The organism is Phycicoccus sp. Soil803 (genome assembly GCF_001429685.1).
Taxonomy (GTDB): Bacteria; Actinomycetota; Actinomycetes; order Actinomycetales; family Dermatophilaceae; genus Pedococcus.
In genome coordinates this window covers 470,679-485,486 of the sequence record NZ_LMST01000001.1, presented here as the reverse complement: position 1 = coordinate 485,486, position 14,808 = coordinate 470,679, and the positions used below count along the sequence as shown (strand labels likewise).

Here is a 14,808-nt window from a genome sequence, read left to right as displayed (position 1 = left end):
CTGCCGAGCGGGACACTCGAGCCATGTCGATGGCGCAACGATCGACCCGCATCGGCGCGTGGATGTACCGCCGCCTGAACGGTCGCGCCATGGGCGGCACGGAGGCCGCACCCGTCGTCATGCTGACCACCGTCGGGCGCCGGAGCGGCACGCCGCACTCGACCTGCGTCCGGGCGATCCGGCGGCCGGGCGGCTACCTGGTGTGGGGCACCGGGTCGGGCAGCCCGCGTGACCCCGACTGGTTCCGGAACCTGCGGGCGGCCGGCGAGACCGAGCTGCAGGTCCGCAGCGAGTGCCTGCCGGCCTCGGCGCGCGAGCTGCACGACGGCGAGCGGGACGAGGCGTGGAACGACGTCATCCTGGCCACGCTCCCGGGGGTGGCGAAGTACGCCCGCAAGGCTGGGCGAACCATCCCCGTGGCGATGCTGACTCGCCGCTGATCAGGCCGAGAACGTCCGTCCCGTCAGCCGCTCGTAGGCCTCGACGTACTTGGCGCGGGTGCGCTCGAGGACGTCGCCGGGCAGGGGCGGCGGGGCCTCCCCGGAGGACTTGTCCCACCCGCTCGCGGGCGAGATCAACCACTCGCGCACGAACTCCTTGTCGAAGGACGGCTGGGTGTGGCCGGGCTCCCACTGGTCGGCCGGCCAGAACCTCGACGAGTCGGGGGTGAGGACCTCGTCGGCCAGCACCAGCTCGTCGCCCTCGATCCCGAACTCCACCTTGGTGTCAGCGATGAGGATGCCGCGGTCGGCCGCGATCTCGTTGCCACGGGCGAGGATCCGGGTGGTCAGGTCGCTGGCGCGCTGGGCGGTGCGCGCGCCCACGGCAGCCACGACATCGGCATACGGCATCGGCTGGTCGTGCTCGCCCACGGGCGCCTTCGTCGACGGCGTGAAGATCGGCTCGGGGAGCCGTGAGCCGTCGACGAGGCCGTCGGGGAGCCGCACCCCGCTGACGTGGCCGTCGGCCTGGTACTCGCGGAGACCGCCGCCGGTGAGGTAGGCGCGGGCCACGCACTCGACCGGCAGCATCTCGAGCCGGCGCACCAGCACCGCACGGCCCGCCACTTCGGAGGGCACGTCGGTCGAGACGACGTGGTTGGGCACCAGGTCCTCCAGCTGCTCGAACCACCAGAGCGACAGCTGGGTCAGGACCGCGCCCTTGTCGGGGATCGGGGTCTCGAGGATGAAGTCGAAGGCCGAGAGCCGGTCGCTGGCGACGAGCAGCAGCTGGTCGTCGCGAGGCACGCCGGAGGCGTCGAGGGGGGCGTAGAGGTCGCGGACCTTGCCCGAGTAGACGTGGGCGTAGCCGGGGAGGTCGACGGGCGCGCCGGGCTGGGAGGACGTCATGGCCGACATCCTCCCAGCCGTCGTCCACCTGGTGCCGCCTGGTAGGCACGAAGGCCGGAGTTCGGCGCCACGTGCCCACCTCCGAGCAACAGGTGGGTGAGCCCACTTGACTTGAAGTTCACTTCAACTTCCAGAATCTGCCCATGCCCACCGCCACTCCCGACGCCATCCACACAGACACCCCGGCTCGACCCGCCTCACTGCTGGACCGCGCCCACCTGCCGTTCGCCGTGGGAGCCGTGGCGCTGGTGACCCTCGGGGCGTTCGAGAACCGCGCCACCATGACGGTGCTGCCCACCGTCGCCCGCGACCTCGACGGGCTGTGGCTGTTCGGGGCAGCGAGCGCAGCACCCCTGGTGTCGTTCGTCGTCGCCACGGTGGTCGCCGGCGCGTGGGCCGACCACCGTGGGCCGGTGCGCCCGCTCCAGGCCGGGATGCTGGTCTTCACCGCGTCACAGGTCGCCATGGCCCTGGCGCCGGGGATGGCCGTCTTCGCGGTGGGTCGGTTCGGGTCGGGGATCGCCGAGGCGCTGATGGACGTCTCGCTCACCGTGCTGCTCGCCCGCACCATGCCCGAGGAGCTGCGGGCCAAGGTGTTCGCCGCCTTCGCCGCGGCGTGGGTGCTCCCCTCGTTGGTCGGCCCGCCGATCGCGGGACTGCTCACCGAGGTGCTGTCGTGGCGGTCGGTGTTCGGCCTGGGCGTCGCCCTCCTGCCGTTCGCGTGGTTCCTCCTGCGCCCGGCCATGGGCGCGGAGGATGCCGTGGGCGACGAGGGCGGCGCGACCGAGCCGAGCAGCGAGCCGAGCAGCGAGCCGGCCAGCGGGCCCACCAGCGAGGCCGGGACCCCTTGGACCCCTCGCGAACACCGCGCCGTCCGGGCCGCTGCCCTGGCTGCGGCGGGCCTCGCGGCACTGACCGCGGGCGGCTCCCTGCTGGGCCGCTCCGGTCCCGTCGAGGCGCTCGGCCTGGCGCTCGTGCTGGTCGGCACCGCCTGCACCGTGCCGGCGGTCCGCACCGTCCTGCCGGCCGGGACGCTGCGGTTCGCCCGCGGCATACCGGCGCTGGTGGCGTTGCGCGGACTCGTCGCCGCAGCGTTCGGCACCGCCGGGAGCCTCCTTCCCCTCATGCTGACCACCATCCACGGCCTGGGGCCCGCCGCCGCAGGGACGAGCCTCACCGTGACCGGTCTGTCCTGGGCGGCCGGCTCTCAGCTGCACGGTCTCGACGTCGTGCAACGACGGGTGCCCGCGGTTCGGCGCCTGGCCGTGGGCTTCAGCCTCATCACGGTCGGCGTCCTCGGGCCCGCCCTCACGAGCCTCGACGCCCTGCCGGTCGTCATCGGGCTGGCGCTCTGGGGCGTCGCCGGGCTCGGGATGGGGATCGTGTCCCCCACCCTCTCGACCCAGCTGCTGCTCTTCGCTCCGGTGCGCGACCAGGGTCGGATCACGGCCGCCTCGAGCCTCACGGCGTCCGTCGCCCAGGCGATCGGGCTGGCCGCAGCCGGCGCCCTCATCGCGTGGCAGGCACCCGACCTGCCGGGCTGGTTGTTCGCCACCACGATGACCGCCTGCGCAGCCGTCGGTGCGGTGGGGCTGGCCGCAGCACGGCGCGCGGGGTGAGGCAGTGCGGCGCGCCGCGCGGCCTGAGGCGTCAGCCGACGTGCAGCTCCTCGCGCTCGGCCGCGAGCGCGATGTCGGTGCGGTGGTGCGAACCCTCGAGCTCGATGTGGTCGACGGCCTCGTAGACGCGTTCCCTCGCCTGGGCGAGGCTCTCGCCAAGCGCCACGACCGACAGGACGCGGCCTCCTGCAGACACGAGCGTTCCGTCGTCGCCGCGCGCGGTGCCCGCGTGGAGCACGTAGGTCGTCGGCACCTCAGAGGCCTCCTCGATCCCGGCTATGGGGTCACCGGTGCGCGGCGTGCCGGGGTAGTTGTGCGAGGCCACCACGACCGTCACGGCATGCTGGTCGGACCAGTGCAGCGCACCCACGCCGTCGAGGTCGCCGCTCGCCGCCGCCTTGAGCAGGCCGCCGAGCGGGGTTTGCAGGCGGGCCAGCACGACCTGGGTCTCGGGGTCGCCGAAGCGGGCGTTGAACTCGATGACCCGCGGGCCACGCGACGTGACGGCCACCCCGATGTAGAGCACCCCGGCGAACGGCGTGCCGCGTCGCGCCATCTCGTCGACCGTGGGCTGCGCGACCCGGGTGACGAGCTCGTCCACCAGCGATCCGGGGGCCCAGTCCAGCGGGCTGTAGGCGCCCATGCCGCCGGTGTTGGGGCCCTGGTCCTCGTCGAAGACCCGCTTGAAGTCCTGGGCCGGGGCGAGGGGGACGACGGTGCTGCCGTCGCAGAGACAGAACAGCGAGACCTCGGGTCCGTCAAGGAACTCCTCGACGACGACCACTCCCCCGTCCTTGGCCAGGCACGCCTCCGCGTGGGCGAGCGCCTCCGCGCGGTCGTTCGTCACGACGACACCCTTGCCCGCAGCGAGCCCGTCGTCCTTCACCACGTGGGGCGCACCCAGTGCGTCGAGCGCGTCGGCGACCTCCTCGAGGGTGGTGCAGACGCGGGCCATCGCGGTCGGCACGTCGGCCGCTGCCATCACGTCCTTGGCGAAGGACTTGCTGCCCTCGAGCTGGGCGGCCTCGGCCGACGGCCCGAAGGCCAGCAGGCCGGCGTCGCGCACGACGTCGGCGACCCCCGCGACGAGGGGCGCCTCGGGGCCGATCACGACTAGGTCGACGGTATGCCGCCGGGCCAGCTCCACGATCCCCTCACCATCGAGGACTCCACCGGGAAGCGCCTCGCAGAGCGCGATCGCGTCCATCCCCGGGTTGCCCGGGGCCACGATGACCGCATCGACCTCCGGGTCGGCACCGAGGGCCTTGACGATGGCGTGCTCGCGGGCACCGGAACCGATCACGAGAACCTTCACGGGTCCAGCGTAGAGAGTTCGACCCGGAGTGGCCCGACCGGGACGCGGGACGGGCCGACGCGGGACGGGCCGACCGGGACGCGGGGCGGCGGCGCCGGACATGAGTGCGCGGCGCCCCGGGGAGGCAGGGGGGACATCTCCCGGGGACGCCGCGCAGCCGACGTGCGGTCGCCTGGCGGGGGAACCTGCAACCATGCACGTGGGTCGACGTGGTCGACTGGATCAAGAGTGGACCATCGTTGGCCCGTAGGTAAAGCCCACACGTGTCGGACTTGCGCCATTGACGGAATCTCGCCAGAGGGCAACCATGTGGGCATGTCGGACGACAGTCGGACGGACGAGGCCACGCACGCGGCGGCCGCGGGGGTCACCGACGCGGTCCTCACCAACGGGCTCAGCCCCGGCTTCGGCAGTGGCCGCGGCTCCAAGGCCGCGACGGGGGTGGGCGCCGGTCTCGACCTCGACGTCGACGTCGACGAGGTGGAGGGCACCGTCACGCGCGTCTTCCTCGCGGTCCTGCAGCACCAGGAGCCCACGAGGTCCCTGCTCATCGCACAGGGGATGAAGGCGCCCCTGGTCGACCACTCCCTCGACGTCCTCGGCAGCCGGGGCCTGATCCGACTCCGCCCGGGTGGAGCCATCGAGGTCATCCCCCCGGACATCTCGCTGCCCGCCCTGGCCCTCGACTACGAGCGACGGGCTCGCGAGACCCGATCAGCCGCCCATGAGCTCGCGCAGGTCTACTTCCAGGCGAGATCGGCCTCCCGGACCCCCGACGTCGGGACGGTGCGGATCCTCAACTCCCTCGAGGAGATCGCGGCGGTCACGGCGGAGGCGGTCGCTGCCGGCACGTCGCAGATCCGCACCTTCCGTTCGCTCTCACCGCGCACCCGGGCCCTCTTCGCCAGCCCGCTGCACAGCCACGAGGAACCGAGCCGCGGGGTGGGCGGCAACGTGCTCGACTACACCACCGTCTACGACACCGACGTCCTCGAGATCGACGGCGCTCTCGAGATCCTCGAGGCGCGCGAGCGGGGCGGCGAGCGCTTCCGGTTCACGTCGGCGGTGCCGTTCTCTGCGGTGATCGTCGACGAGATGGTCGCGATCGTCGACGTCAGCGCCTTCGACCCCTCGGGTTTCGGCTCGGCGGTGATCCGGGCCCGGTCGATGGTGCTCGCCCTCATCGCCCTCTCCGACCACCTCTGGGACCTCGGGTCACCGCTCTCGATCGGTGGGGTCACCGAGCGCCGCGACCAGCTGATCCTGTCGCTGCTCGCCGCGGGGGCCCCCGACGCGACGATCGCCCGGCAGGCCGGCGTGTCCCAGCGCACCGTCGAACGGCGGGTCAGGGCGCTGATGGACCAGCTCGGCGCGGGCACCCGATTCCAGGCCGGCGTGCAGGCCGCGCGCCGCGGAATGGTCTAGTGCGCGGCAAGGCCCGTCCTGCTCGCTAGACTCGTGCGTTCTCCGTGTGGGGACAGGCGGCACGACAGCGCCGGCAGACGGCGCCGGCAGGGCGCGCCATCAACGACCAGCCAGAAAGCAATGCACCGTGACGGGATCGGACCACTCGAGCACGCAGTCATCGAGCTCCAGGGCGTCCAGCGCCGAGGTCGCCCGTGAGATCGCCATCGAGCAGGCTCACGTGGATCTCGTCTACGCCGAGCTCACCAAGGCCCAGGCGCGGGCCGGTCTCATCGAGGCCGACGGCCTCGCGCGTGGTCGCACCGACCGCACCGGCGACGTGCGCGACGAGGAGCTGACCGGGCTGTTCGAGCGCGATGCCCTCGTCTTCAACGCCGCCCGTCGACGCTCGACCCTCGACACCCAGTACGAAGGCCTCGTGTTCGGCCGGCTCGACCTCGACCACGCCCTGTCCGACGAGGGCAAGGCCGCCGACCGCGAGACGCGCTACATCGGCCGCCTCGGGGTGCGCGACGACGACTACGAGCCCCTGGTGGTCGACTGGCGCGCTCCCGCCGCCGCCGCCTTCTACCGCGCCACCCCGGTCGAGCCCATGGACGTGCTGCGCCGCCGGGTGCTGCGCTGCAAGGGCCCCGACGTCGTGGGGGTCGAGGACGACCTCATGGTTCCCGAGGCACCCGACGACCTCGTCGTGGTCGGCGACGGCGCGCTCCTGGCCGCGCTGACCCGCAGCCGCGGCGCCCAGATGCGCGACATCGTCGCGACGATCCAGCGCCACCAGGACGAGGCCATCCGCGCCTCGGCCCGTGGCATCACCGAGATCACCGGCGGACCGGGCACCGGCAAGACCGTCGTCGCCCTCCACCGCGCGGCCTACCTGCTCTACTCCGACCGGCGCCGGTTCGAGTCCGGCGGCATCCTCGTCGTCGGCCCCTCCTCCGCCTACACGGCATACATCGAGCGGGTGCTGCCCTCGCTCGGCGAGGAGTCGGTCGTCCTGCGCTCGCTCGGCGACGTCGTCGACGGCGTCACCGCCACGCGGCTGGACACCCCGGAAGCCGCCGCCATCAAGGGCTCGCTGGGGATCCGCCGCCTGCTCGCCCGCGCCGCGGCCGACGCGCCCCCGGACGCCCCCCAGTCGTTCCGGGCCTTCGTCAACGGCAAGGCGGTCCGGGTCGACGCCCCGGTCCTCGACCGCATCCGGGCCCAGGTGCTGCGCAACCACCAGCGCAACCTGTCGGCCAAGGCCGTCCAGAGCGCCCTGGCCGAAGCGGCCTGGGCCAGCGTGCGCGACGGCGACCGGGCCGAGTTCATGGACCGCTTCGAGGACCACCTCGAGGTCGACGCCTTCCTCGCCGCCTGGTGGCCGCAGGTCGACCCCCGCGAAGTGCTGCTCTGGCTCGCGGACCCCGAGCGGGCCCGCCAGCACGGCCACGGTGTGCTGTCGCCACAGGAGTGCGACGTGTTCGCCGCCTCGGTGCAGCACGCCCTCGAGCTCGGCAGCTGGTCGGCCGCCGACGCCGCCCTCATCGACGACCTCGCCGCGCGGCTCGGTCCGGTGCAGGACGGACCCGCCGAGGAGCGCGGGTTCTACGAGATCGAGGAGTTCGAGGACGTCTCGCAGTTCGGCGTCGCCGAGGTGCGGGCCGGGGTCGACTCCCGAGCGGTCGGCACGAAGTCGTCGCGTACCGCCCCCACCGACCCCCGTGAGCTGCTGCTGCAGGGTCGCATCGAGGGCCCCGGCGAGTACGCCCACGTCCTCGTCGACGAGGCCCAGGACCTGTCCCCGATGCAGTGGCGCATGCTCGGCCGCCGGGGTCGCTACTCGTCGTGGACCGTGGTCGGCGACGCAGCCCAGGCGTCGTGGCCCGATGCCGTCGAGGCAGGCCGGGCCCGGGAGGAGGCGTTCGGCACCCAGGAGCGCCGGCTCTTCCACATGGACACCAACTACCGCAACGCGCGGGAGATCTTCGACTACGCGGCCAAGGTCGTGCGGGCCCACGTGCCCGACGCCGACATCCCCCAGGCGGTCCGGGAGACCGGCGTCGACCCGGTCGACGTCACCGTCGCCCCGGGCGGCTGGTTCGCCGCCGCCACGGCGGCCGTCGAGTCACTCCTCGACGAGGTGGAGGGTTCGATCGCCGTCATCACCCCGGCGAGGTATGCCGCGGAGCTGGCCGAGCTGGGCTCGCTCAGCGACCGGGTCGGAGTCATCGACCCGATGTCCACGAAGGGCCTCGAGTACGACGCCACGGTCATCGTCGACCCCGACGAGATCGCCGCGGAGTCACCCGGCGGGGTGCGGGTCCTCTACGTCGCACTCACCCGGGCCGCCCACCGCATGACCGTCCTGCGCCCCGCCTGATCCGCACCCCGTCGCCAGCCCATGCACAAGGCGAGTTGGCGCCGTCAGGACTGGATGGTCCTGAACACTGCCCGCCACGGGTCGGCCGTGTCGCTCGCCAGAAGCGTTGCGCCCGAACGGATCTCGTGGCTGACTCGGGCACACTCGGCCTCGGCAGCGGCCACCAGCTCGGGCGGGTAGCCGTAGGCGACCTGGTGCTCCGCGAACTCGTCCTCGTCGTCGACGTACCAGCTGCCGTCGAACCGCCGGATCACGTCGAGGTCGAGGTCCACCGCGGTCACGAGGTCACCGTCCCAGACCGATGGGGTGGTGATGTCGACGTAGAGCTCGAAGGCCTGCTCGGGGTGCTCGGTGTAGAACATCGCCGTCATGCCCCGGTCGGGCGGGACGAGGAGGACGTTGTCGGTGACGCTCACGAACGACTTCGGCCCGCCGGCCCACTGGTTGCCGACCGGGTCACCCAGCCAGTCGCCGTGCTCGTCGGCACCGAGGTAGACGAGCTCGGCGCCGTGGTGCCGCTTGCCGCCCCACTTCGTGAACCGCACGCGCACCGAGGAGCCGGGCGCGGGCCTCGCCCCGCCCACCCGTTCAGGCGCCGAGCAGCGAGTGCCGGCTGATGATCTCGTCGCGTCCCGGTCCGACCCCGATCGCCGACACGCGGGCGCCGATGAGCTCCTCGAGGCGCAGCACGTAGGCCTGCGCGTTGGCGGGGAGCTCCTCGAAGGTGCGGCAGGTCGAGATGTCCTCCCACCAGCCGGGCAGGTCCTCGTAGATCGGCTTGGCGTGGTGGAAGTCGGTCTGGTTGACCGGCATCTCGTCGTGCCGCACGCCGTCGACGTCGTAGGCGACGCAGATCGGGATGGTGTCCAGCCCGGTGAGCACGTCGAGCTTGGTCACGACGAAGTCGGTGACGCCGTTGATGCGGGTCGCGTAGCGACCGACCACGGTGTCGACCCAGCCGCAGCGGCGCGGGCGGCCGGTCGTGGTGCCGAACTCGGCCCCGGTCTTGCGCAGGAACTCGCCGTTGGCGTCGTTCAGCTCGGTCGGGAACGGGCCCTCACCGACGCGGGTCGAGTAGGCCTTGAGGATCGCGATGACCGTGGAGACGCGGGTCGGCGGGATCCCGGACCCGGTGCAGGCTCCCCCGGCGGTGGCGTTGGACGACGTGACGAACGGGTAGGTGCCGTGGTCGACGTCGAGCAGGGTCGCCTGACCGGCCTCGAGGAGCACGGTCTTGCCCTCGTTGAGGGCCTGCTCGAGCACCAGGGAGGTGTCGGCGACCATGGGACGCAACCGCTCGGCATACCCGAGCAGCTCGTCCATCACCTCATCGACCTCGACGGCACGCCGGTTGTAGATCTTGGCGAGGATCTGGTTCTTGTAGGCCAGCGCCGCCTCGACCTTCTGGCGCAGGATCTTCTCGTCGAAGAGGTCCTGTACGCGGATGCCGTTGCGCGCCATCTTGTCGGCGTAGGTCGGACCGATCCCGCGACCGGTCGTGCCGATCTTGCGCGAGCCCAGGAACCGCTCGGTCACCTTGTCGAGCACCCGGTTGTAGGGCGCGATGATGTGGGCGTTCGCGCTGACCAGCAAGCGCGACGTGTCGACACCGCGAGCCTCGAGGCCGTCGAGCTCCTCGAACAGCACGGCCAGGTCGACCACGACGCCGTTGCCGATGATCGGGGTGCAGGTCGGCGTGAGGATGCCGGACGGGAGCAGGTGCAGCGCGTACTTCTCGCGCTTGCCGTCCTTCTCGATGACGATGGTGTGGCCGGCGTTGTTGCCGCCGTTGAACTTCACGACGTAGTCGACGTCGCTGCCCATCAGGTCGGTGGCCTTGCCCTTGCCCTCGTCGCCCCACTGGGCGCCCACGAGCACGATTGCCGGCATACCCGCACCTCTCCGTGTCTGTGTCGGTGTCCGCGCGTCCGTCGAACTGGTCATGCAGCAGGCCCCGCGGTGTTCGCACGGGGCCCGTACCGGGAAAGGCTACCGGTCGCGGTCCCCCACCGGGGAGTCGAGACCACCCGTGGACGCCGCCAGGCCGAGCTGGAAGCGGGTCTGCACGCCGTGCGCGGCCATCAGCCCGGCCACCCGGCGCCGCACCGTGCGCAGGCTGCAGCCGAGGTAGCGGGCGATCGACTCGTCCTTAAGGCCGAGGCCCAGGAGCTTGAGCAGCCGCTGGTCGTCGTCGTGCTCGTCGCCGGGCGCCACCGGCAGGGCGCGGTCGAAGGCCCGGTCGAACAGCTGGATGAAGGCCGCGATGAGCATGGGGTCGCGCACCATGACGTAGCTGGACTCCGGGTTGCCCCACTCACTCACGGCGACCAGCGAGTGCTCGTCGAAGATCGCGAACTCGCTCGGCGGTGACAGCGAGAGCCGCTGCTCCTCGCCGGCCGCCGCGAACGAATGCACCCACGTCCGGCCCGGCTCGGTGTCCATGATGTCCATCGGGTAGATCGTGCGTTGCCGGAAGCGCCCCTCGGCCAACAGGTCCTGGTTGAGCCGGTAGTTCTCCTGCTCGATGCCCGCACCTGCGTCGATCACCATGGTGCAGACCCGGCTGAGGTCGGTCGTGTGCTCGATCAGGTAGCGCAGCATGGGGGCGGCCATCTCGGCCCCCAGTGGTTCGAGCGCGTGACCCGCCTGGGCCGGTCGGGCCAGCCCGCGCTGGGCGGTCAGCTCGTAGAGCGCGTAGCGCACCTCGGCGAGCTCGGCCCGCCTCTCGTCGAGCTGCGCCTCGCCGCGCTCGAGGATGCCCATGAGCCGGTCGAAGGGATCGGTGAGCAGCCGCTCGACCTCGTGGGCACGGTCGTTTCCGCTGGTCACAGGTCTCCCCCACCCCGGGAACGGCATCATCTGTCCTTTGACAGCATAGTGCCACCCTAACCGCGCCACGGTCCTGCAGAATGGCGGGACGCCGCTCGTCAGGCGGGTAGGGGACGACATTGACGGGTAGCCACGTGGACCTCGGTCCACGGCAGGGGGCGACGCCGGGGGACTGGATCCACAAGGGTCCGGTCCCCCGGCGTCACTGTCGTCCTAGAGGCCGAGCTCGCGCGCGCCGGTCATCGAGGAGTCACGCAGGAACTGCGCGCACCGCAGCTCCTCCTCGGTCTCACCGATCGCGCCGGCGGCGCGGGACAGCGCGGCGAGCGCGCGCAGGAAGCCGCGGTTCGGCTCGTGCTCCCACGGCACCGGGCCCTGGCCGCGCCAGCCGTTCTTGCGGAGCGAGTCGAGCGCGCGGTGGTAGCCGGTGCGCGCGTAGGCGTACCCCTCGACGGTGCGTCCGTCGGCGAGCGCGTCCTCGGCCAGGGTCGCCCACGCCAGCGACGACGTCGGGTAGGCCGCGGCGACCTGGTCGGCGGCGACACCGTCCTCGAGCTTCGCGGCAGCGGGGTCGACGGGGAGCCGGGTCTCGGGGATGCCGAGGAGGTTGTCCGTCATGCGTGGGTGCCGGCCGAGCGCAGGTTCTGGCAGGCCTCGACGACGCGGGCCGCCATGCCGGCCTCGGCCTCCTTGCCCCAGGCACGCGGGTCGTACTGCTTCTTGTTGCCGACCTCACCATCGACCTTCAGGACGCCGTCGTAGTTGGCGAGCATGTAGCCGGCGACGGGGCGGGTGAAGGCGTACTGGGTGTCGGTGTCGACGTTCATCTTCACGACGCCGAAGTCGACCGCGGCGGCGATCTCCTCGGCGGTGGATCCGGAGCCGCCGTGGAAGACGAGGTCGAACGGACGGGCGTCGGCGCCGAGCCCGAGCTGGTTGGCGGCCGCCTCCTGGGCGGTCTTGAGGATCTCGGGGCGGAGCTTGACGTTGCCCGGCTTGTAGACCCCGTGGACGTTGCCGAAGGTGAGGGCAGTCAGGTAGCGGCCGTTCTCGCCGGCGCCGAGCGCCTTGATCGTGGCCACCGCGTCCTCGGGCGTGGAGTAGAGCTTGTCGTCGATCTTGCCCTCGACGCCGTCCTCCTCCCCACCGACGACGCCGACCTCGATCTCGAGGATGACGTGGGCGGCCTTGGCCAGGTCCAGCAGCTCACGAGCGATCTCGAGGTTCTCGTCGAGCGGCACCGCGGAGCCGTCCCACATGTGCGACTGGAACCAGGGCGTGCCGCCGGCGGCGACCCGCTCGGCGCTCGCGGCCAGCAGCGGGCGGACGAAGCCGTCGAGCTTGTCCTTCGGGCAGTGGTCGGTGTGCAGCGCGATGTTGACGTCGTACTTCTTGGCGACCTCGTGGGCGTAGGCGGCGAGCGCGATCGACCCGGTGACCATGTCCTTGACCGTCGGGCCCGAGAGGTACTCGGCGCCGCCGGTGGAGACCTGCACGATGCCGTCGCTGCCCGCCTCGGCGAAGCCACGGATCGCGGCGTTGAGGGTCTGCGACGACGAGATGTTGATCGCCGGGTAGGCGAACGAACCGGCCTTGGCGCGGTCCAGCATGTCGGCGTACACCTCGGGGGTGGCGATGGGCATGGAAAGTCTCCTTCGACTGGTGCGTCTGGGCTCGAAGCGTGGGCCTGGCGTCGCCGCCGATCCTTTCACGACCGGCGCGGACCGGGACACCCGTGTCTCAGGCTGGTCGTCCCGCAACCTGGGCGACCGGGGTGCTCAGGTGGTGGGGAAGCGGAGGGCGGCCCTGCGTGCCCGGAGCAGCGCGCGCTCGGCGTCGTTGCCACAGCGCTCGATGGCGAGGGCGTATGCCGCGTCGGCGGCTTCCACGTCGCCGGCACGGGCGAGCAGCTCGGCCCGGACGGACGGCAGCCGGTGGCTGTGGGCGAGGTCGTCGTCCAGGCCCGCCAGCGCGGCCAGGCCCTCGCGCGGGCCGTGGGCCTCTGCGACAGCCACCGCCCGGGCCAGCCGGGCACTCGGGGTGGGCGACAGCGCCACGAGGTCGTCGTACCGCGCCACGATGCGGTCCCACCGGGTCGCCTCGGCGGTCGGCGCGGTCGCGTGCTCCACCGCGATCCTGGCCTGCACGGCATACCCGGCGGCCTGGACGGTGAGCGGCCCGGTGAGGGCAGGCGAGGAGGCGAGGGCCACCCCTTCGGCGATCTCGTCGCGGTGCCAGCGGGACCGGTCCTGGTCGGGGAGCAGGACGATCGCGCCGTCGCCGTCGACGCGGGCGTCACGGCGCGAGTGCTGCAGGAGCATCAGGGCGAGCAGGGCGACCAGTACCGGCTCCTCGGGTCGCAGCCCGAGGACGACACGCACGAGGCGGATCGCCTCTCCCGCAAGGCCGGTGCGCAGGGCGTCGGGGCCCGATCCGGGGGCGTAGCCGGCCGTGAAGGCGAGGTAGGCGGTCTGCGCCACGGCGTCGAGACGGTCGGGCAGCACGTCGGAGGACGGCACCGCGAAGGGGATGCCGGCGGTGACGATCTTGCGCTTGGCCCGGGTGACGCGCGCGGCCATGGTGGGCTCCGGCACGAGGAAGAGCCGGGCGATGTCGGCAGTGCTGACGCCGAGCACGAGCCGCAGGGCCAGGGCGCTGGCGGCCGCGGGGTCGAGGGCCGGGTGGGTGCACATCAGCACCAGGCGCAGGAGGTCGTCCTCCACCAGGTCCCCGGGGTCGGCGAGCACGGGCGACCCCTCCTTCCCTTCGGCCTCCACGACGAGCAGGGGCACCTTGCGCTGGGCCATGGACTCGGCCCTCAGGCGGTCCAGGACCCGCCGCCGGGCCGCTGTGTGCAGCCAGGCGACGGGGTTGTCCGGGGTGCCGTCACGGGCCCACCGGCGGGCCGCCGTCTCGACGGCATCGCCGAGGGCGTCCTCCACGAGGTCGAGCCGCCGGAACCGCGCGAGGAGCAGCGACGTCAGTCGTCCCCACTCCTCGCGCACGACCGTCGCCAGCACCTCGGCGGATGGTTCCGAGGGTGCCGGCGGTGGCCCGCCCTGCCCGGTGGTCACCGACTCACAGGCTCTCGTAGCCCTCCACGCCGACCACGGAACGGATCTCGAGGGTGTAGGCCCGGGGCAGCAGCTTCGCCGCCGCGATCGCGGCATCGAGGTCGGGCAGCTCGACGTCGTAGTAGCCGCCGATCTGCTCCGTCAGCTCCACGAAGGGGCCGTCGGTGACGACGTCGGACGAGCCGTCGCGCCTGATCGTCGTCGCCAGGTCGGCATCGCTCAGCGCCCCGCTGGAGAGCCGCCGGCCGTGCTGCTGGACGTACTCCTCGAAGGCGCGGTGCGCGTCGAAGTACTCCTGGCGCACCGCCTCGTCGGCGCCGTCCCAGTGGCCCGGCTCGTAGGCGATCAGGACGACGTACCTCACGTCTCGCGGTCCTCGGGCTTCACGACGCGACGCACCTCGACGCCGTCACTCAGCACGACGTACTCGGTCATGGTGGATCACATCCCCATGGTGGGGCGGATCTCGATGGCCGGGTGGAACGGCGTGGACATCAGCCGGCCGCACACCTGGCCGAGGTCGTCGAGGTCGTCGGTCTCGACGAGGTAGTAGCCGCCGACCTGCTCGGCGCTCTCGGCATAGGGGCCCTCGGTGAGGGTGACCTGGTCGATCCCGTCACCGCGGGCGACGCGGGTCTGCGTGGACGGCGTGAGCTGGGCCCCGCCGAGCAGCTTGTGCCCGCGCTGGGCGAGCAGCCCGGCGAAGTCGCCGTGGGCCTGGTCGAGCTCCTGCCGCTCCTGCTCGGTGGCCGCCGCGTAGCGGGACTCCGAGCTGGGCAGGAGGACGAGGTACTGGGTCATGGCTGTTCCTCTCATCGATGGGTTCGTCCGG

14 protein-coding genes are annotated in these 14,808 nt (G+C 72.3%); 4 read left to right on the top strand and 10 right to left on the bottom strand.

Going from position 1 to position 14,808, the window contains the following annotated elements; all coding sequences use genetic code 11:
• The first annotated feature begins 23 nt into the window (after positions 1-23).
• Entirely contained in the window at positions 24-440 is a 417-nt protein-coding gene (locus ASG95_RS02245; RefSeq protein WP_057376408.1) for a nitroreductase/quinone reductase family protein, read from the top strand.
• On the opposite strand, the gene ASG95_RS02240 is transcribed toward ASG95_RS02245, so the two are convergent.
• The gene (locus ASG95_RS02240; protein ID WP_057376407.1) at positions 441-1,349 is read right to left on the bottom strand and encodes a phosphoribosylaminoimidazolesuccinocarboxamide synthase; all 909 of its coding nucleotides are present in this window, start codon (positions 1,347-1,349) and stop codon (positions 441-443) included. It abuts the gene before it with no gap.
• Between the two features lie 143 nt (positions 1,350-1,492).
• Here ASG95_RS02240 and ASG95_RS02235 point away from each other — a divergent pair, with 143 nt between their 5' ends.
• A complete protein-coding gene (locus ASG95_RS02235; RefSeq protein WP_057376406.1) occupies positions 1,493-2,968 on the top strand; it encodes an MFS transporter in 1,476 nt (491 codons plus the stop codon).
• Positions 2,969-2,999: 31 nt separating this feature from the next.
• Here the strand turns inward: ASG95_RS02235 and purD are convergent, their stop codons facing one another.
• A complete protein-coding gene (gene purD, locus ASG95_RS02230) occupies positions 3,000-4,283 on the bottom strand; it encodes a phosphoribosylamine--glycine ligase (RefSeq protein WP_057376405.1) in 1,284 nt (427 codons plus the stop codon).
• Between the two features lie 315 nt (positions 4,284-4,598).
• Here purD and ASG95_RS02225 point away from each other — a divergent pair, with 315 nt between their 5' ends.
• A complete protein-coding gene (locus ASG95_RS02225; protein WP_057376404.1) occupies positions 4,599-5,708 on the top strand; it encodes a helix-turn-helix transcriptional regulator in 1,110 nt (369 codons plus the stop codon).
• A gap of 127 nt (positions 5,709-5,835) precedes the next feature.
• Complete coding sequence (locus ASG95_RS02220; protein WP_057376403.1) at positions 5,836-8,073, top strand: ATP-binding domain-containing protein; 2,238 nt, start codon at positions 5,836-5,838, stop codon at positions 8,071-8,073.
• Between the two features lie 44 nt (positions 8,074-8,117).
• Here ASG95_RS02220 and ASG95_RS02215 read toward each other — a convergent pair whose 3' ends face one another.
• The 8 genes from ASG95_RS02215 to ASG95_RS02180 all read right to left on the bottom strand — a co-directional run bounded on the left by ASG95_RS02215 (position 8,118) and on the right by ASG95_RS02180 (position 14,777).
• The gene (locus tag ASG95_RS02215; protein ID WP_157581693.1) at positions 8,118-8,618 is read right to left on the bottom strand and encodes a DUF402 domain-containing protein; all 501 of its coding nucleotides are present in this window, start codon (positions 8,616-8,618) and stop codon (positions 8,118-8,120) included.
• 43 nt (positions 8,619-8,661) lie between these two features.
• Entirely contained in the window at positions 8,662-9,963 is a 1,302-nt protein-coding gene (locus ASG95_RS02210) for an adenylosuccinate synthase (protein ID WP_057376401.1), read from the bottom strand.
• Between the two features lie 99 nt (positions 9,964-10,062).
• The gene (locus ASG95_RS02205) at positions 10,063-10,902 is read right to left on the bottom strand and encodes a hypothetical protein (RefSeq protein ID WP_057376400.1); all 840 of its coding nucleotides are present in this window, start codon (positions 10,900-10,902) and stop codon (positions 10,063-10,065) included.
• Between the two features lie 213 nt (positions 10,903-11,115).
• Positions 11,116-11,520 carry a DUF3151 domain-containing protein gene (locus ASG95_RS02200; protein ID WP_056921994.1) on the bottom strand — a complete coding sequence of 135 codons (405 nt, stop codon included), beginning with the start codon at positions 11,518-11,520 and terminating at the stop codon, positions 11,116-11,118.
• Complete coding sequence (gene fbaA, locus ASG95_RS02195; RefSeq protein WP_056921993.1) at positions 11,517-12,545, bottom strand: class II fructose-bisphosphate aldolase; 1,029 nt, start codon at positions 12,543-12,545, stop codon at positions 11,517-11,519. The genes ASG95_RS02200 and fbaA overlap by 4 nt, the downstream gene beginning before the upstream one ends.
• Before the next feature lie 135 nt (positions 12,546-12,680).
• Positions 12,681-13,976, bottom strand: a complete 1,296-nt coding sequence (locus ASG95_RS02190) for an RNA polymerase sigma factor (RefSeq protein WP_235543253.1) — start codon at positions 13,974-13,976, stop codon at positions 12,681-12,683.
• A gap of 4 nt (positions 13,977-13,980) precedes the next feature.
• On the bottom strand, positions 13,981-14,340 hold the full coding sequence (locus tag ASG95_RS02185) for a YciI family protein (RefSeq protein WP_057376399.1): 360 nt from the start codon (positions 14,338-14,340) through the stop codon (positions 13,981-13,983).
• A gap of 77 nt (positions 14,341-14,417) precedes the next feature.
• A complete protein-coding gene (locus ASG95_RS02180; protein WP_057376398.1) occupies positions 14,418-14,777 on the bottom strand; it encodes a YciI family protein in 360 nt (119 codons plus the stop codon).
• Positions 14,778-14,808 lie beyond the last annotated feature (31 nt).

Bases quoted from the DNA above. Each gene is read 5' to 3' on its own strand.
- ASG95_RS02200 (WP_056921994.1), bottom strand. From the start codon at position 11,520: ATGACGGACAACCTCCTCGGCATCCCCGAGACCCGGCTCCCCGTCGAC.
- ASG95_RS02235 (WP_057376406.1), top strand. From the start codon at position 1,493: ATGCCCACCGCCACTCCCGACGCCATCCACACAGACACCCCGGCTCGA.
- ASG95_RS02225 (WP_057376404.1), top strand. From the start codon at position 4,599: ATGTCGGACGACAGTCGGACGGACGAGGCCACGCACGCGGCGGCCGCG.
- ASG95_RS02240 (WP_057376407.1), bottom strand. From the start codon at position 1,349: ATGACGTCCTCCCAGCCCGGCGCGCCCGTCGACCTCCCCGGCTACGCC.
- fbaA (WP_056921993.1), bottom strand. From the start codon at position 12,545: ATGCCCATCGCCACCCCCGAGGTGTACGCCGACATGCTGGACCGCGCC.
- ASG95_RS02210 (WP_057376401.1), bottom strand. From the start codon at position 9,963: ATGCCGGCAATCGTGCTCGTGGGCGCCCAGTGGGGCGACGAGGGCAAG.
- ASG95_RS02245 (WP_057376408.1), top strand. From the start codon at position 24: ATGTCGATGGCGCAACGATCGACCCGCATCGGCGCGTGGATGTACCGC.
- ASG95_RS02180 (WP_057376398.1), bottom strand. From the start codon at position 14,777: ATGACCCAGTACCTCGTCCTCCTGCCCAGCTCGGAGTCCCGCTACGCG.